Origin of the sequence: Nocardioides sp. GCM10023255, assembly GCF_042653125.1 — a bacterium.
Classification (GTDB): Bacteria; Actinomycetota; Actinomycetes; order Propionibacteriales; family Nocardioidaceae; genus Nocardioides.
The window spans coordinates 234,912-257,671 of the sequence record NZ_JBHSHU010000012.1; the positions used below are offsets into that span (position 1 = coordinate 234,912).

The following is a 22,760-nucleotide window of genomic DNA, read 5'->3' on the forward strand; positions in this document are numbered from 1 at the left end:
TGCGCCATGGCCCAGCCGGGCCACTGTGACCACGTCCTAGGGACGGCTCCCTAGGGTGTGCGACATGAGCGCGACGACGTCCGGACGTTTCCACTGGACGGTCTTCGTCCCCGTCCTGGGTGCGCTCGTGCTGGCGGCCTCGTGGGGCCGCCACCCGCACGGCGCCCCCGGCGCGCTGCTCGTCGCGGGGGTGGCCGTGTTCCTGATCGGCTCGGTGCTGGCGGCGGTCCACCACGCCGAGGTCGTGGCGCACCGGGTGGGCGAACCGTTCGGGTCGCTGCTCCTCGCCGTCGCCGTCACGGTGATCGAGGTCGCGCTGATCGTCACCCTCATGGTCAGCGGCGACAAGGACACCTCCGGCCTGGCCCGTGACACCGTCTTCGCGGCGGTGATGATCTCGGTCAACGGGATCGTGGGGCTGGTGCTGGTGGTCGGCGCCCTGCGCCACCACCTCGCCGTCTTCAACCCCGAGGGCACCGGCTCGGCCCTGGCCACCGTGATCACCCTGGCGTCGGTGACGCTGGTGCTGCCGCGGTTCACCACCAGCGAGCCGGGTCCGGAGTTCTCCTCGTCGCAGCTGGCGTTCGCGGCGGTCGCCTCGCTCGCCCTCTACGCGCTCTTCGTCTTCACCCAGACGGTCCGGCACCGCGACTTCTTCCTGCCCGTCGCGTCCGGGCCGGGCCCGGTGGACGCCGACGGTGACGGTCACGCCGACCCCCCGACCGACCGCGAGGCGCTGACCAGCCTCGGCCTGCTGGTCGTGTCGCTGGTCGCCGTGGTCGGGCTGGCCAAGGTGGAGTCGCCGGCGATCGAGGACGGGGTCGCCGCGGTCGGGTTCCCGGCAGCCGTGGTCGGTGTCGTGATCGCCCTGCTGGTGCTGCTGCCCGAGTCGATCGCCGCGGTGCGTGCCGCCGCCCGCGACGACGTGCAGGTCAGCCTCAACCTGGCCTACGGCTCGGCGATGGCCTCGATCGGCCTGACCATCCCGACCATCGCGGCGGCCAGCATCTGGCTGGACGGGCCGCTCTCCCTCGGCCTGGAGCCCATGCAGATCGTGCTGCTGGCGATCTCGGTGGTGGTCAGCGTCCTCACGGTGGTGCCTGGACGCGCCAAGCCGCTCAACGGCGGCGTGCACCTGGTGCTGCTCGCGGCGTACCTGTTCCTGTCGGTGCAGCCCTAGCGGTCAGCGGGAGGCGAGCACCCGCACCGGCATCACGTAGCGGGTCGGCAGCGACGCGGTCGAGCGCAGGTGGATGTTCTGCAGCAGCCCGATCGCGAGCATGCCGGCGAACATCGAGCTGCCGCCGTACGACACGAACGGCAGCGGGACCCCGGTGACCGGCATGATGCCCAGGCACATGCCGACGTTCTGGAACGCCTGGAACCCGAACCAGCAGGCGATGCCCGCGGCGGCCACCCGGCCGAACACGTCGTCGGTGTGCCGCGCGATCGCGAGGGCCCGCCAGATCACGATGGCCAGCAGGGCGATCAGGACGCCCGCGCCGACCAGCCCCAGCTCCTCACCGGCGACGGTGAAGATGAAGTCGGTGTGCTGCTCGGGCACGAAGCCGGCCCGCGTCTGGGAGCCGTCGAAGAGACCCTGGCCGAAGAGGCCACCGTTGCCCACCGCGATCCGCGCCTGCTCGGTGTTGTAGCCGGCGCCGCGCGGGTCGAGGTCGGGGTTGGTGAACGCCATGAAGCGGTCGACCTGGTACTGCTTGAGGAAGCCCGCGGCCACCGCTGCCGCCGCCGCGGTCACGCCGCCGGCGCCGAGCAGGGCCAGCCACCGGCGCGGCGCGCCCGAGGTGGCCAGCACCCCGAAGACCGTCGCCGAGAGCACCAGCATGGTGCCGAGGTCCGGCTGCAGCATGATCAGCGATGCAGGCAGCCCGGCGATCAGCAGCATCGCGACCACCTCGGTGGTGCCGACCTGGTTCTGCCACTTGCCTTCCGCGCGCTCGGCCACGAGCAGGGCCATGCCGATCACGACGGCGAGCTTGGCGAACTCCGACGGCTGGATGGACATGCCGCCCAGCTGCAGCCACGAGCGGGAGCCGTTGATGGTCGACCCCATGGTGAGCACCAGCACCAGCCCGGCGATGGAGGCGAGGTAGACCAGCGGCGCCACGATGCGCACCCAGCGGTGGTCGGTCGCCATCACGATGACCAGCAGCACCAGGCCGATGGCGACGTTGACCAGCTGCTTCTTGAGGTACGCCGTGGGGTCGCCCAGCGTGAGATCCTCGCGGTGCGAGGTGGCCGACCAGACCAGCAGGCTGCCGAGGGTGACCAGGGCCAGCACGGCCAGCATCAGGATCCAGTCGAGCCCGGGCGCGCGCAGGGTGGTCCGCGTCGGGCGCGGGCTGGGGGCGAGGGGCATGTCAGTCCTCCCGTGCGGGCGGCAGGATCGAGCCGTCCCTCATGAACGTGGGCAGGTCCGCGGGCGGGACGGTGCCGGGGATCGCGGCCCTCTTCGGGTTCACGTCCATCCCGTCGATGCCGTAGAGGGTCTCCCAGATCTTGCGGACCGCCGGACCCGAGGTGCCCGAGCCGGTGCCGGCCTGGCTGACCATCATGATCACCACGTAGTTCTCGTCGAAGGTCGCCACCCACGAGGTCGACTGCTTGCCGTAGACCTCGGCCGAGCCGGTCTTGCCGCGGATGTGGACCGTGTCGAGCGGGAAGTCGATGAACTTCCAGGCCAGGGTGCCGACCTTGGGGGTGCCGAGGAGCGCCTGGTTGACGTAGCGCAGGCTCGCGGCCGAGGCGTCGACCTTGCCCGACGCCTTCGGCTTGATCCGCTTGAGCACCTTGCCGTCGGCGCTGACGATCGCCTTGGCGATGCGGGGCTCGTAGAGGGTGCCGCCGTTGGACAGCGCCGCGTACGCGCGGGCCAGCTGGAGGGGCGTGACGATCGTGTCACCCTGGCCGATCGAGTAGTTGACCGCGTCGCCGGCACGGTAGTAGCTGCCCTCGAGGCAGAACTCGTGGGCGAAGACCCGCAGGAACGAGCTGGGCGCGTTCTGCTTGCGGTCCATCGTGCAGTAGTAGCCCTTCATGGACTTCCAGTACGCGAGCTTCCAGTGCCGGTCGGCGATCCGGCCGCTGGCCTCGCCGGGCAGGTCGACGCCGGTCTCGCTGCCGAACCCGAAGTTCTTCGCCTCCTCGACCAGTGGGTCCTTGGCGTCCACGTTCTGCGGGTCGGAGCCGTACTTGTTCCAGTAGTGCAGGCCGACGCGGTAGAAGAACGTGTCGCAGGAGAGCTGGAGCGCCCGGTCGAAGCCGATCATCCCGTAGGACGCCGACTCGTAGTTCTTGAACCAGCGGTTGCCGACCTGCAGCCCCCCGGAGCAGTCGAGCCGCGTGGAGGGCGAGAAGCCGTTGTTGAGGGCGCCCACGGTCATGATCGGCTTCCAGGTCGAGCCGGGCGCGAACTGGCCCTGGGTCGCCCGGCCGAGCAGCGGCGTGCCGGCGGCGTCGGAGTACAGGTGCGCGAGCTGCTTTTTGGTGATGCCGCCGACCCAGACCGAGGGGTCGTACGTCGGCTGGCTGGCCATCGACACGATCCGGCCGGTCTTGGCCTCCATGACCACGACCGCGCCCGAGTCGGCCTTGTAGTTCATGTGCGTGACCGGGTCGTAGGTCTTGCGCGCGAGCTGGATCGTCTCGGCGAGCTGCTTCTCGACGACGCCCTGGACCTTCGCGTCGATCGAGGTGACCAGGGTGTCCCCCGGCTGCCCCTCGACCTCGCTGTCGTCCCCGAGCACGCGGCCCATGGAGTCCACGGCCACCCGCTTGTAGCCGGGCATCCCGCGCAACCACGCGTCGTACTCCTTCTCGACACCGGCGCGGCCGACCGAGGAGGCGCCGTTGACGGAGCGGTCGCCGTCCTCCTGCGCCTTGTCGTACTCCTCCTCGGTGATCGGGCTGAGGTAGCCCAGGACGTGGGCGAGGTTGACGCCGAAGGGGCGCGGGTAGGCGCGCACGCTCTGCTGCTCGGCGAGGACCGACGGGTAGTCCTCGGGCTGCTCCAGGATGCGCAGCGCTGTCGCCTGGGGGACGTCGGAGGCGACCGGCACCGGCTGGTACGGCGAGCCGTTCCAGCACACGCCGGTCACGCTGCCGGCGTCGCCGCAGGTGACCAGGCGCTCGTGAATCATCGCCGCACGGGCGTCAAGCACCTCCGCCAGCCGGTCGATCAGCTTGTGGCGCTGGTCCTTCGACATCTTGTCCAGCATGCTGCGGTCGACCGAGACCACCCACGAGGTCCGGTTCGCGACCAGCGGGCGGCCCATGTCGTCGACGATGAGGCCGCGCTGGGGCTGGACCACGACCTCGCGCACCGACTGGGAGGCGGCCTGGGCGTGGTACTCCTCCCCGCCGACGACCTGCAGGTAGTAGAGCCGCGCGAACAGTGTCGCGAACAGCGAGAACACCAGTGCCTGGATGACCAGCAGCCGGAGCCGGCTCTTCGTGGTCGCGGTGGCCGACAGCCGTCCGGAGGGGTTGCTCGGCGCCATCACGCCGTCCGGGCCGGCTCGAGCCGGTGGAACATCCGCATCACCAGCGGCAGCACGAACGGCGTGAGCAGCACGTCCCAGGCGACCGCCACCAGGATCACCTGGAGCAGGTCGGGGACGGCCAGCGCCGGGTCGCGCAGCAGGAGCCCGCTGATCGCGAAGACCGAGGTGCCGACGAAGGAGGATGCGGCGACGGTGGCGACCACCGCGGTGGCCGTGGGCCGGACGTCCTGGCGGACCCGGCCGGCGACGTAGCCGACGATCACCAGGGCCAGCGCCCAGCGACCCGCGACGTGGTCGGCGGGCGGCGCCAGGTCGAGCACGACGCCGGCGAGGAAGCCCAGCACGGCGGCGAACTGCGGCCCCCGGGTCAGGGCGGCGCCGACGACGACGAGCAGGCACAGGTTGGGCACGATCCCCTGCCAGGCCAGGTGCGGGAAGACCGTCACCTGCAGCACCAGCGCCACGGAGACGGCCAGGGCGGCCACAAGACCACGGAGCAGGCTCACCGGAGACTCCCGTCTGCCTCGATCACGGCCCGGTCGCTGGTCGTGCCGGACGGCACGACGACCCCGACGAGGTCGAGCGAGCCGAAGTCGACGTACGGCTCGATGACGGCGCGCTGGGTGGTCTCCCGCACGCTGCTGTAGACGCTGGTGACCCGTCCGACCGGGACGCCGGAGACGTACGGCGCCCCGTCCTCGCTGCCCCAGGTCACGACCGTGTCGTCCCTGGCCGGCACCTCGGACTCGTCGAGCAGCTCGAGGTCGAGACGGCCGCCGTCGCCGATGACGCCGCGGCCGTGGAGGAAACCGACCTCCATGCTCCTGCCGACCCGGCCGCCGACGACCGAGTCGGTGTCGACGACGAGCAGGACCGTCGCGGTGGTGCGGGTGACCCGCAGGACGCGCCCGACCAGGCCGTCGTTGTTCACGACCGTCATGTCCGCACGGAGCCCGGCGTTCGACCCGGCGTCGATGGTGACCGTGTCGGAGAAGGACTGGGCCGGGCCGAGCGCGACGACGCGGGCCGGGACCAGGGCGTACCCGAGGTCCTTGGCGGCGGCGGTCAGGCCGTCGTACTCCTGGAGCCGGTTGCGGTCGTAGTCCTCGGTGGCGGCCGCGGAGCGCAGGCGGGAGTTCTCGGCCTCCAGCCGCGCGACGTCGTCGTTGAGCTCGCTGCGGGAGCGGAAGTAGTCCGGGACGGCGGTGAAGGGCCGGATCGCGACCGCGGTGCCGGTCTCGACGGGGCCGAAGACCTCGCCGACCGCGCGGCGGGCCGACTCCACCGGCGAGTCGTCGCCGCCGCGGTAGTCGAGGGTGATCAGCGTCAGGCTGGCGAGAACGAGGGCCACCAGCAGCGGGCGCGAGGGCCGGGACCGCTCGTCGAGCTGCCCCGACGAGCTCCAGCGACGCTCGCGCGGCGCGCGGGAGCGGCCGCGTGGGTCGCGCTTCCCCGCCCCGAGGTCGAGGTTGTCGAGACCCATCAGTACCGCCGAGGGTCGGAGACCAGGACCTGCTGGAGCGCCTCGAACTCCTCGACGCACTTGCCGGCCCCGTGGGCGACGGAGGTGAGCGGGTCCTCGGCGACGTGGACCGGCATGCCGGTCTCGTGGCGCAGCCGCTCGTCGAGGCCGCGCAGCAGCGCGCCGCCACCCGTGAGCACGATGCCGCGGTCCATGATGTCGCCGGCCAGCTCGGGCGGCGTCTGGTCCAGGGTCGCGCGCACCGCGTCGACGATGGCGTGCAGGGGCTCCTCGAGCGCCTGGCGCACCTCGGCGCTGGAGACCACGACGGTCCGGGGCAGCCCCGAGACCATGTCGCGGCCGCGGATCTCGGCCTCGGGCTCGTCGGGCAGCGGGAACGCCGACCCGAGGGTCATCTTGACCTCCTCGGCGGTGCGCTCGCCGAGCATGAGGGAGTACTCCTTCTTCATCCACGCGACGATCGCCTGGTCGAGGTCGTCGCCGGCGGTGCGGATCGAGAGCGAGGTGACGATGCCGCCCAGGGAGATGACCGCGACCTCGGTGGTGCCGCCGCCGACGTCGACGACCATGTTGCCGGTGGCCTGGTGGACCGGGAGCCCGGCGCCGATCGCGGCGGCCATGGGCTCCTCGACGATGTAGACCCGTCGGGCGCCGGCCTGGTAGCCGGCCTCCTTGACCGCGCGCTGCTCGACGGCGGTGATGCCGCTGGGCACGCAGATGACCATCCGCGGCTTGGCGAAGTAGCGCCGGCGGTGCACCTGCTGGATGAAGAAGCGCAGCATCTGCTCGGTCGCCTCGAAGTCGGCGATGACGCCGTCCTTGAGCGGCCGGATGGCCGTGATGTTGTCGGGTGTGCGGCCGATCATCCGCTTGGCCTCGTGACCGACGGCGAGGATCTCGCCGGTGGTCGCGTTGAGCGCGACCACGCTGGGCTCGTCGAGCAGGACACCCTTGCCCCGCACGTAGACGAGCGTGTTGGCGGTGCCGAGGTCAACGGCCATGTCCCGGCCGATGAAGCTGTTCGCCATTGCCGTGATGCCTCGCAAGCTCGCTAGTGCTCCTGGGGAAGATGGGACGTCAGGTGCGAATGTGACGACCCGGATCGAGGGTAAGAGCGCGACGGCCCCATCCCCGGCAGGACACGCGAGTGGCGTCGGCAAAGCACGGGATCACAGAGGCCGCCGGGGCCCGCGCGACGGGTCAGCCGGACACGAGCCGCCGGGCGCGCGTGGCCCCGACCGCGAGCGGCGCCGAGACGACCTCGAGGAGGAAGGCGCCGGTGGCAGGGGCGTACGACGCGGTCAGGCGCAGGTCGTCGCGCTCGGCCACCATCCGCGCGGCGTCCTGACCGGCCAGGTGGCGCCGCTGCCAGCCGTCCTCGGCGAGCTGGGCGGCCAGCCGGTCCAGGGGGGCGAGGTCCTCGGAGACGTCGGCGACGTGTGACGCCGCGGCCACCACCGTGCCGTCCTCGGGGCCGGGGCGGAACCGCGGGCGGCACTCGGCGACGGCGCCGACGGCGCGGGAGCAGTGGAGCTCGGCACTGGTGGAGACACGGCCGAGGGTCGCGACGAGCGTTCCGTCGTCGGCGAGCTCCACCTCGTCGGCGGGGTCCACCGCGCCGGGCACGGCCACGAGGGGGCTGCCGCTGCGCCGACGGGCAGCGCCTGAGCCGTCCGGGTGGGAGGCGCTGGGCGGTGGCGGCTGCATGCGGGGCAGCCTGCCCCGCACACCGGCGGGGAAACCCGGCGTCCACCGACTGTGGGCCAGGAGACAGCCCCGGCGGCTCGCCGGGGCCGTCGCGCGGGTCAGAGCCCGGGGAACCAGATCTTGATCTCGCGCTCGGCCGACTCCGGGCTGTCGGAGCCGTGCACGAGGTTCTCGCGGTTGGACAGCGAGAGGTCGCCACGGATCGTGCCGGGCGCGGCCTTGCGACCGTCGGTGGCGCCGTTCAACGCGCGCACGACCTCGATCGCCTCGTCGCCCTCGAGGACCATGGCCACCAGCGGGCCACTGGTGACGAAGGTGCGCAGCGGCGGGTAGAAGTCGCGATCGACGTGCTCGGCGTAGTGCTCGTCGGCCAGGGCGTCGTCGATGGTGCGGTGCTCCAGGGCGACGATCGAGAGGCCCTTGGCCTCGAAACGGGAGATGACCTCCCCCACCAGTCCGCGGCGGACGGTGTCGGGCTTGAGGAGGACGAGGGTGCGCTGCGTCATGGGCGGCACCCTACCGAGCGGCCAGGTCGCGCGCCCGGGCGACCACGTCGCCGGGCACCGTGCCCGCCGAGTCGACGTCCGGCACCGGCGGCCCGGCCACCAGCCGCAGCGGCACGTGGCCGCCCCAGACGCCCGCGGCGACGTCGTCGGGCTCGTCCACGGGTCCGCCGTCACGAGCCTTCAGCGACGCCTCGTGCAGGGGGACGGCGAGCACCGCGGTCGCGGCCAGCTCCTTGCGGGTGCTGGCCCGCAGGGTCGCCGACCGGCCCGGGATCATGTGGTCCACGATCAGGGCCAGCGCCCGCTCCTTCTCGGCCGGGTCGTCCACGAGCCGCGCCGGTCCGATCACCACCGCCGAGCGGTAGTTCATCGAGTGGTGGAAGGCCGAGCGGCCGGCGACGAGGCCGTCGAGCTGGGTGACGGTGACGCAGACGGTGGTGTCGGTGGCCCCGCGCAGCCAGCCCGCGGCCACGGACCCGTGCAGGTACAGGGTCCCGTCGCGGTCGGGCCCGTGCGGGTCGACGGCGTACGCCGACGGCAGCACGACCGGGTGCCCGCCCAGCGTCACGCCGACGTGCGCCACCAGCGCGTCGGCGAGGAGGTCGTGCAGCCGGGCGCGGTCGGTGACCACGCGGTTGCGGCCGCGGGACACGGTCGTGCGGGGGGTCGGCGAGAGCGGGGTCCGGGAGGGCGCGCTGGGCGAGGTGGCGGTCACGGCACTAGGGTCGTCCACCAGTGGCCCGTCGTCACGGGCCAATCTGGAACGATTCGAACAGGACACTTCTGGTGGCCCACACCCCCCTCCCCGTCCGTCTGGACCGCGAGCGCGCCGTGCCGCTCGGCGTCCAGCTCTCCGGCCAGATCCGCGAGCTGGTCGTCGCCGGGACGATCTCCCGCGGGGACCGGCTCCCCAGCACCCGGGCCCTCGCCGGCGAGCTCGGGGTCGCCCGCTCCGTCACCGAGCAGGCCTACGAGCAGCTGCTCGCCGAGGGCTGGCTGGAGGCGCGTCGCGGGGCCGGGACGTTCGTGGCCTCCCAGCAGCTCGGGCCCGCGGGCGGCACCCCGGCCGCACCGCCGCGCCGCCGGCGGCCGGCCCCGGCTCCTCGCCTGGTCCGGCTCGACGCGGGGACCCCGTGGATCGACCCCCGGCACGCCGCCGGGTGGCGGCGGGCCTGGCGCGAGGTCTCGACCGCACGACCCCCACGGGGGTACGACGACCCGCGCGGCCTGCCCGAGCTGCGCATCGCGCTCTCCGACCACCTGGCCCGCACGCGCGGCCTGGTCGTCGAACCCGACGAGCTGGTCGTCACCCACGGCACCACCGACGGGCTGCGCCACGTGCTGGGGTCGCTGCCTGCGGGGCCGGTCGCCCTCGAGGACCCGGGCTACCGGGCGGCGGTCGAGACCGTGCGCGGCAGCGGCCGCGGCGTGGTCGACCTGCCGGCGCACGAGCCGGTGACCGACCTGCGGGGCGTCGTGGCGGCCTACCTCACGCCCGCCCACCAGCACCCCCTCGGCCGGGTCATGCCCGCCGGGGACCGGTTGACCGCGCTCGCGGCCGCCCGGGACGCGGGTGCCGTGCTCATCGAGGACGACTACGACTCCGAGTTCCGCTACGACGTCGCGCCCGTGCCGGCCCTGGCCACGCTCGACAGGTCCCGGGTCGCGTACCTCGGCACCGCCTCGAAGTCGGTCGCGCCCAGCCTGCGGCTGGGCTGGCTGGTGCCGCCCCCGCACCTGCGAGACGCGATCGACCACCACCGACGGGTGACCCACGACGCCGCACCGTGGCCGGTCCAGCGCGCCTTCGTCGCGATGCTCCGCGACGGCTACGTCGACAAGGTGGTGCGCACCGCACGCCGGGTGTACGCCGAGCGCGCCCCGCGGGTGGCGGCGGCCCTGACGCCGTACGCCGAGCTGGCCGGCCCGCTGGCCGGGATGTACTCCACGTGGCTGCTGCCCGCCGCGGACGCGCGCCGGGCCCGTGACGCGGCGCGGGCGGCGGGCTACGAGGTCAACCTACTGGCCGACTACGCCCGCTCGTCGGCCCTCACCGGGCTGGTGGTGGGCTTCGGCGGATGCACCGACGAGCAGCTCGACGAGGCGCTGGCCGCCATGACCCGCGCGCTGGGCTGAGGCCCCGGGTACCGCGGAGCCCTCAGCCCTGCTGCGCGTCGAACGCGGCGTACGCCGCGGCTCGCTCCCGCTCGATCTTGCGACCGAGGAGGTACGCCGTCCCCCACAGCAGCGCGAAGACGGCCCCGAGGAAGAACATCAGCGGGATCACGAACCCGAGCGCGATCGCGGCCACCTGCACGACCCAGCCGAGGGTGTAGGCCCACTGCGCGCGCAGCATGCCGGCGAGCAGGAGGCACACGACCATCAGGCCCAGGCCGATCGCGAGGGCCGTCCCGGTCGCCACGTCGGAGACCGAGATCATCACCGGGGTGGTCAGGCCCAGCGTGATCGCCTCGAGGCTGAGGACCGCCGCGCACATGCCGCGGCGGGGCGAGCGGGTGCGGTCGTCGCTCATGCCCGGGCCTCCCTGCCACGCGGGACGAGCAGGCTGCGCGCCTCGCCGACCGTGACGACCGACCCGGTCACCAGCACGGCTCCCGAGCCGAGCGGGTCGCCGAACGCCTCCCCCGCCTCGGCGAGGGCCGCGGCCTGGTCGATGGCGTCGGCCAGGCGGGGCGCCACCGAGACCCGGTCCTCGCCGAACACGGCGCGGGCCGCCTCGGCGAGCTCGGCCGCCGGCAGCGAGCGCGACGTGGAGTTCTGCGAGCAGATCAGGTGGGCGAGGTGCGGCTCGAGCGCCGCCAGCAGGCTCTCGTGGTCCTTGTCGGACATCACCCCGAGCACACCGATCAGGGGGGAGAACGTGAAGGAGTCGTCCAGCGCGGCGGCCAGCGCCTCGGCGCCGTGCGGGTTGTGGGCCGCGTCGAGGACGACCGTGGGGCTGCGGCGCACGATCTCCAGACGGCCCGGCGAGGTGACCTCGGCGAAGGCGGCCCGCACGATCTCGTCGTCGAGCGGCCGCTCCCCTGCGAACGCCTCGACCGCCGCCAGCGCGACCGCGGCGTTCTGGGCCTGGTGCGCGCCGTAGAGCGGCAGGAAGACCTCGTCGTACCGGCCACGCAGGCCCTGCAGGGAGACGACCTGCCCGCCGACGGCGGGCACCCGGGACACGACGCCGAACTCCACGCCCTCGCGGGCCACCGTCGCCCCGACCTCGGCGGCCCGGGCGACCAGCAGCGCGGCCACCTCGGGCTCCTGCTGGGCGAGCACCGCGATCGAGCCGGGCTTGATGATGCCGGCCTTCTCCTCGGCGATCGCCAGCGGCGAGTCACCGAGGTACTGCGCGTGGTCGACCGCCACCGGCAGCACCACGGCCACGTCGGCGTCGGCGACGTTGGTCGCGTCCCACGAGCCGCCCATCCCGACCTCGACGACGGCGACGTCGACCGGCGCGTCGGCGAACGCGGCGTACGCCATGCCGACGACCGCCTCGAAGAACGACAGCGGGTGCTCCTGGTCCTCGTCGACGAGGTGGGTGTACGGCGCCACGTCGTTGAACGCGCGCACGAACTCCTCGTCGGTCAGGGGCTCGCCGTCGATGGAGATCCGCTCGGTCATCCGCTCGACGTGGGGGCTGGTGAAGCGGCCGGTCCGCAGCTCCAGCGCGCGCAGCAGCGTGTCGATCATCCGCGAGGTCGAGGTCTTCCCGTTGGTGCCGGTCAGGTGGATCAGCCGGTACGACGACTGGGGGTCGCCGAGCAGCTCGGTGAACGCCCGGATCCGGTCCAGGGAGGGCTCGAGCCGCGTCTCCGGCCAGCGCGACAGCAGGGCGTCCTCGACCTCTTCGAAGGTCTGGGCGAGGCGGGGGGCGGCGGGGGTCTCACTCATCTCGGCTCGAGTCTAGAGGCGGGCCCCGCCGGGACCCGAACCGAGCGCGGCCGCCCTCAGCGGCGGGTGACCCGCAGCTCGGCGTGGTCGTTCGCGTCGCTGAAGTGGGGGCCGCCCCAGTAGGACGCTCTGATGGCGTAGTCGCCTCGTCGGGGCAGCCGCGGCGTGCGGAAGCGTGCCCGCCCGTCCTCGACCACGCTGCGGTGCCGCAGGACCACGCCACCCTTCGCGCGCACCACCCTCCAGACCACCACGCCCTCGTCGTGGCTCGTCCGGCACGCGGCGTACGGGCCGCACGGCCGGACCGTCACCAGTCGCGCGCGCAGCAGGGCCCGGCCACCGACCACCACCCGGTCCGGCGAGCGCACGGCCAGCTGCCGGACCACCTGCGTGACGGACCACTGCAGGCTCGTGCTCGTGGCGGCGTGGGTCTCGTCCCCGGAGTAGGCCGCGGTCACGGCGTAGGTCCCGACCTCGGGTCGCGTGCCCGACGAGCAGGCGGCAGCCCCGCCGGTCACCTCGCCGGAGCACACCTCGACGCCGTCGAGGGCGAAGGTCACCGAGCCGGTCGCGTCGTCGGGAAGGTCCTGTGCGACGAACAGGGCGGTCGCGTCCCACCGCGAGCTCACGTCCGGAGTCGTCATCGGCGTCGGTTCGGTCGCCCCGGCCGCCTGGACGCCCGTCGCGACGAGCACCACCGCTCCGACCAGGATCCATCGCGGGCGCCACCGGGAGCTCATGACCCGACGCTATCGACGTCGGGAGCCCAGCGCCGGGGAACCGGCTCAACCGACCCGCAGGTTCGCCATGTCCACGACCGGGCGGTAGCCCAGCGCCTGGTAGATCCTGTTCGACGTGGGATTGGCCTGGTCGGTGAAGAGGCAGACCCTCGCGCCCTCGTCGAGCAGCCGCCGGGAGACGGCCGCGACCGCCGCGCTCGCGTAGCCACGTCCCCGGTGCTCGCGCGGCGTGTAGACCGGACCGACCCGCGCCACCCCGAAGCTCGGCGGGTTGAAGCCGGTCAGGTGCACGGGCTCACCCTCGACCTCCCAGAGCCAGACCCGGCCGCGCACGACCCGCTCGACCATGTCCTCGCGGGTGAAGTACTCCCCCGCGCCCTCCTCGTGCTCCCGCCCCGCCTGCTCGGCGGCATCGGCCGCGAAGGCCTGGAACCACTGCAGGCACAGGTCGATGTCGGCGTCGGTCGCCGCCCGGACGGCGCCCGGCACCGGCGCCGGCTCCACGAGGTCGCCGAGCTCGAAGAGACGCGTGTGCTCCCACACCGACGTGCCGTGACCCTGCAGCCGGGCGACCTCCTCGGCCACGACCCTGGTCGCCGGCAGCACCCCGTTGGCGCCGCCGACCTCCTCGCCACGCGCGTGCACGGCCCGGGCGAGCGCGACCGCCGCCTCGTCGGCCATGTCGAGCACGAAGAGCGGGTACGGCGCGAACGGCGCCGTGCGCATGGCCGTGCCCACGACGGTCCCCGCGGCGTCCCGCACGACGGCCCACCAGCGCGGATGGTCCGGCACGGGGACGCCACGCCGGACCTGGTCCAGCGCGCGGTGCGTCACCGTCGAGACGACCGTCGTGACCACCGGGTCGAGGGCCAGGTGCTGCTCGGCGAGGGCCAGGAACTCCGCCGGGTCCTCGGTGATCACGACCTCGAGGCGGTCGTCATGGGTCTCGTCGCGCATGGGCGGAGGGTAGGCGGGCGGACCCGCGCGGCCACAACCGGTTTCCGGGGGTGGTGCCCCGCGCCCTAGGATTTCGCCCATGACCGAGACCCAGCCCCAGGCCCCGACCGCGACGAGCACCGACCAGCGTGCTGTCGTCGTACCGGACAAGCCTGCGCTCGAGGGGCTCGAGGCCACCTGGAGCGAGCGGTGGAAGGACGACGACACCTACGCCTTCGACCGCACCCAGCCGCGCGAGAACGTCTACTCGATCGACACCCCGCCGCCCACCGTGAGCGGCAGCCTGCACGTCGGGCACGTCTTCTCCTACACCCACACCGACCTGATCGCCCGGTTCCAGCGGATGCGGGGGAAGTCCGTCTTCTACCCGATGGGCTGGGACGACAACGGCCTGCCGACCGAGCGCCGCGTCCAGAACTACTTCGGCGTGCGCTGCGACCCGAGCCTGCCCTACGAGGAGGACTTCACCCCGCCGGAGAAGCCGGACCCGAAGAAGCAGGTCCCGATCAGCCGGCCGAACTTCATCGAGCTCTGCGAGCAGCTCGTCGTCCAGGACGAGGTCGTCTTCGAGCAGCTGTGGCGCACGCTCGGCCTGTCGGTCGACTGGAAGCAGCACTACACGACGATCGGCGCCAAGGCCCAGACCGTCAGCCAGCGCGCGTTCCTGCGCAACTTCGCCCGCGGCGAGGCCTACCTCCAGGAGGCGCCGACCCTCTGGGACGTCACCTTCCAGACCGCGGTCGCCCAGGCAGAGCTCGAGGCGCGCGAGTACGCCGGCGCCTACCACCGCGTCCACTTCCACCGTCAGGACGGCGGGACGGTCGCGATCGAGACCACCCGGCCCGAGCTGATCCCGAGCGTGGTCGCGCTCATCGCGCACCCCGACGACGAGCGCTACCAGCCGCTCTTCGGCACGACGGTGACCAGCCCGGTCTTCGGCGTCCAGATCCCGGTCCTGGCCCACCCCGCGGCCGAGATGGACAAGGGCGCCGGCATCGCCATGTGCTGCACCTTCGGAGACCTCACCGACGTCACCTGGTGGCGCGAGCTCGACCTGCCGGTCCGCACGGTCATCGGCCGCGACGGTCGCATCGCCCGGGAGACGCCGGAGTGGATCGCCGGGGCGGGCGAGGCCGCGACCGCGGCGTACGCCCAGCTGGCCGGCAAGACCACCTTCTCGGCCCGCGAGGCCATGGTCGGGCTGCTCCGCGAGAGCGGCGACCTCGAGGGCGACCCGCAGCCGACCCAGCGGATGACGAACTTCTACGAGAAGGGCGACAAGCCGCTCGAGATCGTCGCCACCCGCCAGTGGTACATCCGCAACGGCGGTCGCGACGCCGCGGTCCGCGGCGAGATGCTCGACCGGGGCAGCGAGATCCAGTGGATCCCCGCCCACATGAAGCACCGCTACGACAACTGGGTCGGTGGCCTCAACGGCGACTGGCTGATCTCCCGCCAGCGGTTCTTCGGCATCCCGTTCCCCGTCTGGTACCCCCTCGACGCCGACGGCGAGCCCGACTACGACCACCCGCTGCTCCCCCGCGAGGACGAGCTCCCGATCGACCCGTCCACCCGCGCCCCCCACGGCTTCACCGAGGAGCAGCGCGGCAAGCCGAACGGCTTCATCGGCGACCCCGACGTGATGGACACCTGGGCGACCTCGTCCCTCACCCCGCAGATCGCCGGCGGCTGGGAGTCCGACGACGACCTGTGGCAGCGGGTGTTCCCGATGGACCTGTGCACCCAGGCACACGACATCATCCGCACCTGGCTGTTCTCCCGCGTCGTCCGGGCGCAGTACGAGAACCACGCCGCGCCGTGGTCCCACGCCCTCGTGTCGGGGTTCATCCTCGACCCGGACCGCAAGAAGATGTCGAAGTCCAAGGGCAACGTCGTCGTCCCGACCGACATCCTCGACAAGTACGGCGCCGACGCGGTCCGCTGGCGTGCGGCGATGGCACGACCGGGCCTCGACTCGCCCTTCGACGAGACCCAGATGAAGGTCGGCCGCCGGCTGGCCATGAAGGTGCTCAACGCCTCGAAGTTCGTCCTCGGCGGCGTCGGTGCGACCGAGCTCAACCCCTACCAGGTCTCCGAGCCCCTCGACTGCGCGCTGCTCGGGCGCCTGGCCAACGTCGTCAGCAAGGCCACGGAGGCGTTCGAGGCCTACGACTACACCACGGCGCTGGAGACGGTCGAGAAGTTCTTCTGGGAGTTCTGCGACGACTACCTCGAGCTGGTCAAGGAGCGTGCGTACGCCGCCGACGGCGGGCCCGCCACCGACTCGGCCCGGGCCACCCTCGCCCTCGCCCTCCAGGTCCAGCTGCGGCTGCTGGCGCCGTTCCTGCCCTACGTGACCGAGGAGGTCTGGTCGTGGTGGCAGGAGGGGTCGATCCACCGGGCGCCCTGGCCGACCGAGCTCGACCTCGGCTCCGCCGCGGCGGCCGACCCGGCCCTCGTGGATGCCGTCGCGGCCGTCCTGATCGGCATCCGCGGCGCGAAGTCCCAGGCCAAGGTGTCGATGCGTGCCGAGCTGTCCCGGGTCGAGGTGACCGGCCCCGAGGCGCTGGTCCGGGCGGCCGAGCAGGCTGCCGACGACCTGCGCAAGACCGGCCGGATCACCGGCGACCTGGTCTTCACCGTGGCCCCGGACGCCGAGCAGATCAGCGTCGACGCGCAGCTGGCCGAGGTCCCGCAGGGCTGACCACGCGAGCGCACCGGGGCCCGGTCACCGGGCCTCGGTGCGGGTCGGCCTCAGTGCTTGCCGTGGCCGTGGCCGTGCTTGCCGTGGCCGTGCTTGCCGTGGCCGTGCTCGTGACCCTGGTTGCGGTGCCCGTGCCCGGGCGCCTGGTGCACCTGACCGGTCCAGGTCTGCCAGTGGACGGCAGGGCCACCGGGTGAGGTCGCGGGTCCGGGCGCCTGGTCCGGAGCGGGCCCGTGGTGGCCCTCGGCCCCGGGAGCGTCGACGACGTCGGTCGCGCTGTTCGGCTCGCCGAACAGGCTGCCGATGAGGTGGCTCGACTCGTGGGTCGCGTGCTGGGCCGGGGTGTCGGTCGCCGCGGGGGCGTGGCCCGGGCCCGCCTGCTGACCCGGTGCCGAGTGACCCAGGTCCGCGTGACCCGGCGCCGTGTGGCCCGGGGAGGAGTGGCCGGGGGCTGCGCCTGCGGCCGGGTGGCCCGGCTGGTGACCGGCACCCACCGCCGCCGCGTGTCCGGGAGCCTGCGGGGCCGCCCCGTGGCCCGGCTGCGCGCCCGGCTGCGAGCCGGGGGCTGACGCGGAGGGCAGCGGACCGGGCACGATCGGCGTGGCGGTGGTCGCGAGGGCCGACGGCGGCTCGGCCGCGACCGGTGCGGACGCGGCGGGCGTGCGCACGAAGTGGTGACCGGTCGGGAGCGGCGCGAGCTCGACCCCCTGCACGACGCGCACCGCGCCGGCCCGCAGGTAGCCCACGACCGCCTGACTGCGGATGCTGTCGGCGATGATGAGCGCGCACAGCAGCGCCACGATGACGAACGCGAGCAGCGGTCGCTTGTGGTCGGCGCTCATGGTGGGTTCCCTCGTCGGACGTGCAGGTGGGCAGGCAGCGGCCCGCCCCAAGTCAATCGAAGTGAACCCGAGGATTGAATGGCCCGATTACCCCAATCGGACTAGTCCGATATGACTAGTCCGATCTGGTCCGGGCCGTGGCCGTCGACGATCAGGCGGACTTCTTCTTCTTCGCCTCGGACTCGCGCGGCACCAGCGTCGGCGCCACGTCGTCGGTGACGACCTCACCGGTCACGATGACCTTGGCGACGTCACCGCGCGAGGGCACGTCGTACATCACGTGGAGGAGGACCTCCTCGATGATGGCGCGCAGCCCACGGGCACCGGTCCCCCGCTCGAGGGCCTTGTCGGCGATGGACGCGATCGCGTCGTCGGTGAACTCCAGCTCGACGCCGTCGAGCTCGAAGAGCTTCTGGTACTGCTTGACCAGGGCGTTGCGCGGCTCGGTGAGGATCTGGACCAGGGCCTCCTGGTCCAGCTTCGAGACGCTCGCGATCAGCGGCAGCCGGCCGATGAACTCGGGGATCAGGCCGAACTTGGTCAGGTCCTCGGGACGAACCAGCGCGAGCAGGTCGTCGGCGTCGCGCTCGGCGGCGCCGCGCACCTCGGCGGTGAAGCCGAGGGTCTTCTTGCCGACCCGCTGCTCGACGATGTGCTCGAGCCCGGCGAACGCACCGCCGACCACGAACAGGATGTTCGTGGTGTCGATCTGGATGAACTCCTGGTGGGGGTGCTTGCGACCGCCCTGCGGGGGCACCGAGGCGGTGGTGCCCTCGATGATCTTCAGCAGCGCCTGCTGCACGCCCTCGCCGGAGACGTCACGGGTGATCGACGGGTTCTCGGCCTTGCGGGCCACCTTGTCGATCTCGTCGATGTAGATGATGCCGGTCTCGGCCTTCTTGACGTCGTAGTCGGCGGCCTGGATCAGCTTGAGCAGGATGTTCTCGACGTCCTCGCCGACGTAGCCGGCCTCGGTGAGGGCGGTGGCGTCGGCGATGGCGAACGGGACGTTGAGCATCCGGGCCAGCGTCTGCGCGAGGTAGGTCTTGCCGCAGCCGGTCGGGCCGATGACGAGGATGTTGGACTTCGCGACCTCGACCGACTCCTCCTTGCTGTGCTTGCCCGCGATGGGCTGGAGGCCGGCCTGGACGCGCTTGTAGTGGTTGTAGACCGCGACCGCGAGCGACTTCTTGGCCTGCTCCTGGCCGATCACGTAGGAGTTCAGGAACTCGAAGATCTCGCGGGGCTTCGGGAGCTCGTCGAGGCTGACCTCGGCGCCCTCGCTGAGCTCCTCCTCGATGATCTCGTTGCACAGGTCGATGCACTCGTCACAGATGTAGACGCCGGGGCCCGCGATGAGCTTCTTGACCTGCTTCTGGCTCTTCCCGCAGAAGGAACACTTGAGCAGGTCCCCTCCGTCACCGATACGTGCCACGGGCGGTCATCCTCCGGTTCGGCCGGCAGAGGGTCCGCCGGCAGTCCTACATCGAGACTGGTTGATCAGGGTGGTGCGGGAGCGCCGGTGATCGGCGCCCCTCGACGGTACCCCGTGCCGCCCCCGGACGGGGGCGGGACACGAGGTTCCCGCCATGAGGGGTACGTCAGCCGGTCACGGCGGGCGTGCCCTTGAGCGACTCCAGCACCGCGTCGATGAGGCCGTACTCGACGGCGCCCTCGGCGGTCAGGATCTTGTCACGCTCGATGTCGCGGCTCACCTGCTCGATGCTGCGGCCGCTGTGGTCGCTGATCATCTTCTCGAGCAGCTCACGCATCCGCAGGATCTCGTTGGCCTGGATCTCGATGTCCGAGGTCTGGCCGAAGGTGCCCTCGGTGTAGGGCTGGTGGATGAGGATCCGGCTGTTCGGCAGCGCGAGCCGCTTCCCCGCCGTGCCGGCCGCGAGCAGGATCGCCGCCGCGGAGGCCGCCTGGCCGATGCACACGGTCTGCACGTCGGGCTTGATGAACTTCATCGTGTCGTAGATCGCCGTCAGCGCGGTGAACGAGCCGCCGGGGCTGTTGATGTAGATGCTGATGTCCTGGTCGGGGTTCATCGACTGCAGGCACAGCAGCTGCGCGATGACGGCGTTGGCCACGTCGTCGGAGATCGGCGTCCCGAGGTAGATGATGCGGTCCTCGAAGAGCTTGGCGTAGGGGTCGATGCGCCGGAAGCCGTAGGAGGTGCGCTCCTCCCACTGCGGGATGTAGTAGTTCATCGACGGGCTCAGGTCAGGGGTGCTCATGGCGTTCAGTCCTTCTCGTGGGCCGGGCGACCGTGGTCGGCGGCGTCGCGGGCGCTCTTGATGACCTGGTCGACCAGGCCGTACTCCAGCGCCTGGTCGGCGGTGAACCAGCGGTCGCGGTCGGCGTCGGTCACCACCTGCTCGATCGGCTGGCCGGTGTGCTCGGCGATGAGGTCGAGGAGCACCTTCTTGATGTGCAGCGACTGCTGCGCCTGGATCTTGATGTCCGAGGCCGAACCGCCCATGCCCGAGGAGGGCTGGTGCATCATGATGCGCGCGTGGGGCAGGGCGTACCGCTTGCCCTTGGTGCCGGCGCAGAGCAGGAACTGGCCCATCGAGGCCGCCAGGCCCATGCCGACCGTGGCGACGTCGTTGGGGATGTAGTTCATGGTGTCGTAGATCGCCATGCCCGCGTCGACCGAGCCACCGGGGCTGTTGATGTGCAGGAAGATGTCGGCCTCGGGGTCCTCGGCCGAGAGCAGCAGCAGCTGGGCGCAGATCGCGTTGGCGTTCTGGTCACGAACCTCGGAGCCGAGGAAGATGATCCGCTCACGCAGCAGGCGCTGGTAGATGTGGTCGTCGAGGACGTTGAAGCCCGCCGCCCCGTTCATCTGGGGCGCGAGACTGGGGCTGGGATTCTGGGTCACGACAGCGACCCTAGCCGCAAGCACGGACAGTTCCACGGCTTGACCGCCCCTGTTCGCCGACAGCAGATTTCACCGGCGCCCCGGGCCCCGGCCCGGCCGACCACCGGGCCGGGCGGGCCCGGCGTACGCTCGCCGCATCGGGCTGACCGGGAGGGCACGTGGCACCGTCACTGGAGGAGATCAGCGCGGCCTCGCGGGTCGCGGAGCGCGGCGAGGGCATCGGCGCCGACGAGCTGCACCTCGCCTCGCGCAACCACGCCCTCCCGCTCGAGGCGCTGCGCCTCGACGTGACCCCGCCGGGCCTCCACTACGTGCTCACCCACTACGACATCCCCCACGTCGACCCCGCCACCTGGCAGCTCACCCTCGACGGGCTCGTCGACCGGCCCCTCGGCCTCGACCTGGCCACGCTGGTCTCGCTCCCCCGGCACACCGTGCGCGCCACCCTCGAGTGCGCCGGGAACGGCCGGGCCGCCCTCGAGCCCCGCCCGGTGAGCCAGCCCTGGCTCAACGGCGCGGTGGGCACTGCCGACTGGACGGGCGTCCGGCTCCGCGACCTGCTCGACCGGGCCGGGGTGTCCGCGGACGCCGTCGACGTGGTCTTCACCGGCCTCGACCACGGCATCGAGCGCGGCGTGGAGCAGGACTACCAGCGCGGGCTCTCCCTGGCCGAGGCCCGCCGCGACGACGTGCTGGTTGCCTACGAGATGAACGGCGGCCCCCTGCCGCCGCAGCACGGCTTCCCCGCCCGCCTGGTGGTCCCGGGGTGGTACGGCATGGCGTCGGTCAAGTGGCTCGCGTCCGTGACGGTCTCGGGCGAGGAGTTCGACGGCTACCAGCACCACGCCTACCGGGTGAAGCAGCACGTCGACGACCCGGGCGTGCCGGTGACGTGGATCGAGCCGCGGGCCCTGCTGGTGCCGCCGGGGTTCCCCGACTTCATGACCCGGGCGCGGGTGGTCCGGCCCGGGCGCGTGGTCCTCGAGGGTCGCGCCTGGTCCGGCTGGGGGCCGGTCGAGCGGGTCGAGGTGAGCACCGACGACGGCGTGACGTGGAGCGAGGTGTCGATGGGTCCGGATGCCGGGCGCTGGGCCTGGCGGGGGTTCACCGCGACCTGGGACGCGGTCCCGGGCGAGCACGCCCTGCGGGTCAGGGCGTACGACGCCACCGGCCGGGCGCAGGGCACCGAGCCCGTGTGGAACCGCGGCGGCTTCACCAACAACGCCGACCAGCCGGTCCCCTGCCTCGTCCTCGACGAGTGACGGCCGGCCCGACCGGACGCCGGATCAGGACAGCCACGTCTCCAGCGCCCGACGCACCTCGGGGTGGTTGAGGAGCCCGAAGTGGTCGGTGCGCCCGACGTGCAGGACGTCGGCCCCGGGGAACAGCTCGCCGCCCCACCGGTCCCGGCCGTAGGCCGAGGGTGGCCGGACGAGCAGGTCGCCGACGACGTGCCCCACGGGGTGCCGCGGCGAGCGGGTGAGGGTCGCGGCCACGAGTCGGTACCGCGCGTGCGGCAGCGGCGGCACGTCCTCGGCCAGCCCCTCGACCAGGTCGTGCACCCCGACCGAGCGCCAGTCCAGGATCCGCCCGAAGGCCGAGGTCTCCGGCAGCCGCGACAGCCCGCGGCTGCCGTGCCCGACGCCGCGGGCGACGGGGGCCCCGAGGTGGGGCGTGCCGAGCGTGACCACGTCGGAGACCAGGTCCCTCCACGGACGTTCCTCCGCGCCGGCCACCGCGCCGGCGGCACGCATCACCAGGCCGCCCATGGAGTGGCCCACGAGCGCGATCCGTTGCACGGGGACCGGCCAGCCCTCGACCAGGTGCTGCAGCAGGGAGGAGAGCGCGGCGCCGTTCTCACGCAGCCCCAGTCCGGTGTTGGCGCGGAGCAGCACCGGCGTCCACCCCCGGGCGGCCAACGCCTCGGCGTACGTCGTGCCGCGCTGCTCGCGGCCGCGGTCCCAGTGGGACTCGTTCTCGCACAGGCCGTGGAGCAGGACCACGACCCGCCCGGACGCCGCGGGGAAGGCCGCGGCCAGTCCCTGCCCGGTCACCGGGACGTCGCGACCCCGGTCGCGCACGGCCATGGGGATGGCCATCCTGGGCCGCTCCCGGACGAGCCGGTCCCCGATCAGGCCGTTGACCGCCGAGCTGAGGAACCGACCCTGGGGCCGGTCCTCGAGCCGGGGCCCGACCCCGGTGGCGGCGACCGCGTCCAGGCCCCGCGTGGCGGCACGCAGGCCCAGTGACAGGCCGCCGTACACCGCGGCGGCGACGCCGCGGTGCGCCACGTCCGGCACGGCCGCGGTGTCGCCACCCAGGCGGCGGGTGAGGCCGTGGACCCGGTCGGACCACGCGAAGTGGGTGTCGCGCACCGTGCCCACGAGCAGCTCGTCGACGACCTCGGACAGCAGGGAGAGCGCGTCGAGGACGCCCGGCCCTCCGGTGCGGGTGCTGGTGTCCATCGGCCGACCATACGCCGTCCGGTGCACAGTTGTGCACCCA

General features: G+C 72.7%; 21 protein-coding genes. 4 read left to right on the forward strand and 17 right to left on the reverse strand.

Annotated features, from left to right (window positions below; translation table 11 throughout):
- Positions 1-64 precede the first annotated feature (64 nt).
- Positions 65-1,180, forward strand: a complete 1,116-nt coding sequence (locus tag ACFO9I_RS20535; RefSeq protein ID WP_379184306.1) for a calcium:proton antiporter — start codon at positions 65-67, stop codon at positions 1,178-1,180.
- A 3-nt stretch (positions 1,181-1,183) separates the two neighbouring features.
- Here the strand turns inward: ACFO9I_RS20535 and rodA are convergent, their stop codons facing one another.
- The 8 genes from rodA to ACFO9I_RS20575 form a co-directional block, all read right to left on the reverse strand.
- Complete coding sequence (gene rodA / locus ACFO9I_RS20540; protein ID WP_379184308.1) at positions 1,184-2,380, reverse strand: rod shape-determining protein RodA; 1,197 nt, start codon at positions 2,378-2,380, stop codon at positions 1,184-1,186.
- A gap of 1 nt (position 2,381) precedes the next feature.
- Positions 2,382-4,520 (reverse strand): penicillin-binding protein 2, encoded by a 2,139-nt coding sequence (mrdA, locus tag ACFO9I_RS20545; protein WP_379184310.1) that lies wholly within the window; start codon positions 4,518-4,520, stop codon positions 2,382-2,384.
- Positions 4,520-5,029 carry a rod shape-determining protein MreD gene (gene mreD, locus ACFO9I_RS20550; RefSeq protein ID WP_379184312.1) on the reverse strand — a complete coding sequence of 170 codons (510 nt, stop codon included), beginning with the start codon at positions 5,027-5,029 and terminating at the stop codon, positions 4,520-4,522. The genes mrdA and mreD overlap by 1 nt, the downstream gene beginning before the upstream one ends.
- Positions 5,026-6,006, reverse strand: a complete 981-nt coding sequence (mreC, locus tag ACFO9I_RS20555) for a rod shape-determining protein MreC (protein ID WP_379184314.1) — start codon at positions 6,004-6,006, stop codon at positions 5,026-5,028. Before mreC ends, mreD begins: the two co-directional genes overlap by 4 nt.
- A complete protein-coding gene (locus ACFO9I_RS20560) occupies positions 6,006-7,034 on the reverse strand; it encodes a rod shape-determining protein (protein WP_246355397.1) in 1,029 nt (342 codons plus the stop codon). The genes mreC and ACFO9I_RS20560 overlap by 1 nt, the downstream gene beginning before the upstream one ends.
- A gap of 172 nt (positions 7,035-7,206) precedes the next feature.
- Complete coding sequence (locus ACFO9I_RS20565; protein WP_379184316.1) at positions 7,207-7,713, reverse strand: hypothetical protein; 507 nt, start codon at positions 7,711-7,713, stop codon at positions 7,207-7,209.
- A 98-nt stretch (positions 7,714-7,811) separates the two neighbouring features.
- Positions 7,812-8,219, reverse strand: a complete 408-nt coding sequence (ndk, locus tag ACFO9I_RS20570; RefSeq protein WP_379184318.1) for a nucleoside-diphosphate kinase — start codon at positions 8,217-8,219, stop codon at positions 7,812-7,814.
- Positions 8,220-8,229: 10 nt separating this feature from the next.
- Positions 8,230-8,934: a pyridoxamine 5'-phosphate oxidase family protein gene (locus ACFO9I_RS20575; protein ID WP_379184320.1), complete on the reverse strand. Its 705-nt coding sequence runs from the start codon at positions 8,932-8,934 to the stop codon at positions 8,230-8,232.
- 71 nt (positions 8,935-9,005) lie between these two features.
- Between ACFO9I_RS20575 and ACFO9I_RS20580 the strand changes: the two genes are divergently transcribed.
- Positions 9,006-10,355 carry a PLP-dependent aminotransferase family protein gene (locus ACFO9I_RS20580; RefSeq protein WP_379184322.1) on the forward strand — a complete coding sequence of 450 codons (1,350 nt, stop codon included), beginning with the start codon at positions 9,006-9,008 and terminating at the stop codon, positions 10,353-10,355.
- A gap of 22 nt (positions 10,356-10,377) precedes the next feature.
- Here the strand turns inward: ACFO9I_RS20580 and ACFO9I_RS20585 are convergent, their stop codons facing one another.
- The 4 genes from ACFO9I_RS20585 to ACFO9I_RS20600 are packed head-to-tail and all read right to left on the reverse strand — an operon-like array spanning position 10,378 to position 13,822.
- Positions 10,378-10,752, reverse strand: a complete 375-nt coding sequence (locus ACFO9I_RS20585) for a DUF4233 domain-containing protein (protein ID WP_379184323.1) — start codon at positions 10,750-10,752, stop codon at positions 10,378-10,380.
- Complete coding sequence (gene folC, locus ACFO9I_RS20590) at positions 10,749-12,125, reverse strand: bifunctional tetrahydrofolate synthase/dihydrofolate synthase (protein WP_379184325.1); 1,377 nt, start codon at positions 12,123-12,125, stop codon at positions 10,749-10,751. Before folC ends, ACFO9I_RS20585 begins: the two co-directional genes overlap by 4 nt.
- A 56-nt stretch (positions 12,126-12,181) precedes the next feature.
- On the reverse strand, positions 12,182-12,865 hold the full coding sequence (locus ACFO9I_RS20595; protein ID WP_379184327.1) for an Ig-like domain-containing protein: 684 nt from the start codon (positions 12,863-12,865) through the stop codon (positions 12,182-12,184).
- Between the two features lie 45 nt (positions 12,866-12,910).
- Entirely contained in the window at positions 12,911-13,822 is a 912-nt protein-coding gene (locus ACFO9I_RS20600; RefSeq protein WP_379184329.1) for a GNAT family N-acetyltransferase, read from the reverse strand.
- A gap of 79 nt (positions 13,823-13,901) precedes the next feature.
- On the opposite strand from ACFO9I_RS20600, the gene valS reads away from it, so the two are divergent.
- Positions 13,902-16,526 carry a valine--tRNA ligase gene (gene valS, locus ACFO9I_RS20605; protein WP_379184331.1) on the forward strand — a complete coding sequence of 875 codons (2,625 nt, stop codon included), beginning with the start codon at positions 13,902-13,904 and terminating at the stop codon, positions 16,524-16,526.
- A 50-nt stretch (positions 16,527-16,576) separates the two neighbouring features.
- Here valS and ACFO9I_RS20610 read toward each other — a convergent pair whose 3' ends face one another.
- From ACFO9I_RS20610 to ACFO9I_RS20625, 4 genes are all read right to left on the reverse strand, one after another.
- Entirely contained in the window at positions 16,577-17,368 is a 792-nt protein-coding gene (locus ACFO9I_RS20610; RefSeq protein WP_379184333.1) for a hypothetical protein, read from the reverse strand.
- A gap of 151 nt (positions 17,369-17,519) precedes the next feature.
- Positions 17,520-18,803: an ATP-dependent Clp protease ATP-binding subunit ClpX gene (gene clpX / locus ACFO9I_RS20615; RefSeq protein WP_379184335.1), complete on the reverse strand. Its 1,284-nt coding sequence runs from the start codon at positions 18,801-18,803 to the stop codon at positions 17,520-17,522.
- 166 nt (positions 18,804-18,969) lie between these two features.
- Positions 18,970-19,581, reverse strand: coding sequence for an ATP-dependent Clp protease proteolytic subunit (locus tag ACFO9I_RS20620; protein ID WP_379184431.1), 612 nt, complete (start codon positions 19,579-19,581; stop codon positions 18,970-18,972).
- 32 nt (positions 19,582-19,613) lie between these two features.
- Complete coding sequence (locus ACFO9I_RS20625) at positions 19,614-20,219, reverse strand: ATP-dependent Clp protease proteolytic subunit (protein WP_379184433.1); 606 nt, start codon at positions 20,217-20,219, stop codon at positions 19,614-19,616.
- Positions 20,220-20,413: 194 nt separating this feature from the next.
- On the opposite strand from ACFO9I_RS20625, the gene ACFO9I_RS20630 reads away from it, so the two are divergent.
- Positions 20,414-21,517 carry a sulfite oxidase gene (locus ACFO9I_RS20630; RefSeq protein ID WP_379184337.1) on the forward strand — a complete coding sequence of 368 codons (1,104 nt, stop codon included), beginning with the start codon at positions 20,414-20,416 and terminating at the stop codon, positions 21,515-21,517.
- 24 nt (positions 21,518-21,541) lie between these two features.
- Here the strand turns inward: ACFO9I_RS20630 and ACFO9I_RS20635 are convergent, their stop codons facing one another.
- Positions 21,542-22,720 (reverse strand): esterase/lipase family protein, encoded by a 1,179-nt coding sequence (locus ACFO9I_RS20635; RefSeq protein WP_379184339.1) that lies wholly within the window; start codon positions 22,718-22,720, stop codon positions 21,542-21,544.
- Between the last annotated feature and the right edge of the window lie 40 nt (positions 22,721-22,760).

Excerpts from the sequence above, each read along its gene's own strand:
- ACFO9I_RS20535 (WP_379184306.1), top strand. The coding sequence starts at position 65 with ATGAGCGCGACGACGTCCGGACGTTTCCACTGGACGGTCTTCGTCCCC.
- rodA (WP_379184308.1), bottom strand. The coding sequence starts at position 2,380 with ATGCCCCTCGCCCCCAGCCCGCGCCCGACGCGGACCACCCTGCGCGCG.
- mrdA (WP_379184310.1), bottom strand. The coding sequence starts at position 4,520 with ATGGCGCCGAGCAACCCCTCCGGACGGCTGTCGGCCACCGCGACCACG.
- mreC (WP_379184314.1), bottom strand. The coding sequence starts at position 6,006 with ATGGGTCTCGACAACCTCGACCTCGGGGCGGGGAAGCGCGACCCACGC.
- ACFO9I_RS20560 (WP_246355397.1), bottom strand. The coding sequence starts at position 7,034 with ATGGCGAACAGCTTCATCGGCCGGGACATGGCCGTTGACCTCGGCACC.
- ACFO9I_RS20565 (WP_379184316.1), bottom strand. The coding sequence starts at position 7,713 with ATGCAGCCGCCACCGCCCAGCGCCTCCCACCCGGACGGCTCAGGCGCT.
- ndk (WP_379184318.1), bottom strand. The coding sequence starts at position 8,219 with ATGACGCAGCGCACCCTCGTCCTCCTCAAGCCCGACACCGTCCGCCGC.
- ACFO9I_RS20585 (WP_379184323.1), bottom strand. The coding sequence starts at position 10,752 with ATGAGCGACGACCGCACCCGCTCGCCCCGCCGCGGCATGTGCGCGGCG.
- folC (WP_379184325.1), bottom strand. The coding sequence starts at position 12,125 with ATGAGTGAGACCCCCGCCGCCCCCCGCCTCGCCCAGACCTTCGAAGAG.
- ACFO9I_RS20595 (WP_379184327.1), bottom strand. The coding sequence starts at position 12,865 with ATGAGCTCCCGGTGGCGCCCGCGATGGATCCTGGTCGGAGCGGTGGTG.
- ACFO9I_RS20600 (WP_379184329.1), bottom strand. The coding sequence starts at position 13,822 with ATGCGCGACGAGACCCATGACGACCGCCTCGAGGTCGTGATCACCGAG.
- valS (WP_379184331.1), top strand. The coding sequence starts at position 13,902 with ATGACCGAGACCCAGCCCCAGGCCCCGACCGCGACGAGCACCGACCAG.
- ACFO9I_RS20610 (WP_379184333.1), bottom strand. The coding sequence starts at position 17,368 with ATGAGCGCCGACCACAAGCGACCGCTGCTCGCGTTCGTCATCGTGGCG.
- ACFO9I_RS20620 (WP_379184431.1), bottom strand. The coding sequence starts at position 19,581 with ATGAACTACTACATCCCGCAGTGGGAGGAGCGCACCTCCTACGGCTTC.
- ACFO9I_RS20625 (WP_379184433.1), bottom strand. The coding sequence starts at position 20,219 with ATGAACGGGGCGGCGGGCTTCAACGTCCTCGACGACCACATCTACCAG.
- ACFO9I_RS20635 (WP_379184339.1), bottom strand. The coding sequence starts at position 22,720 with ATGGACACCAGCACCCGCACCGGAGGGCCGGGCGTCCTCGACGCGCTC.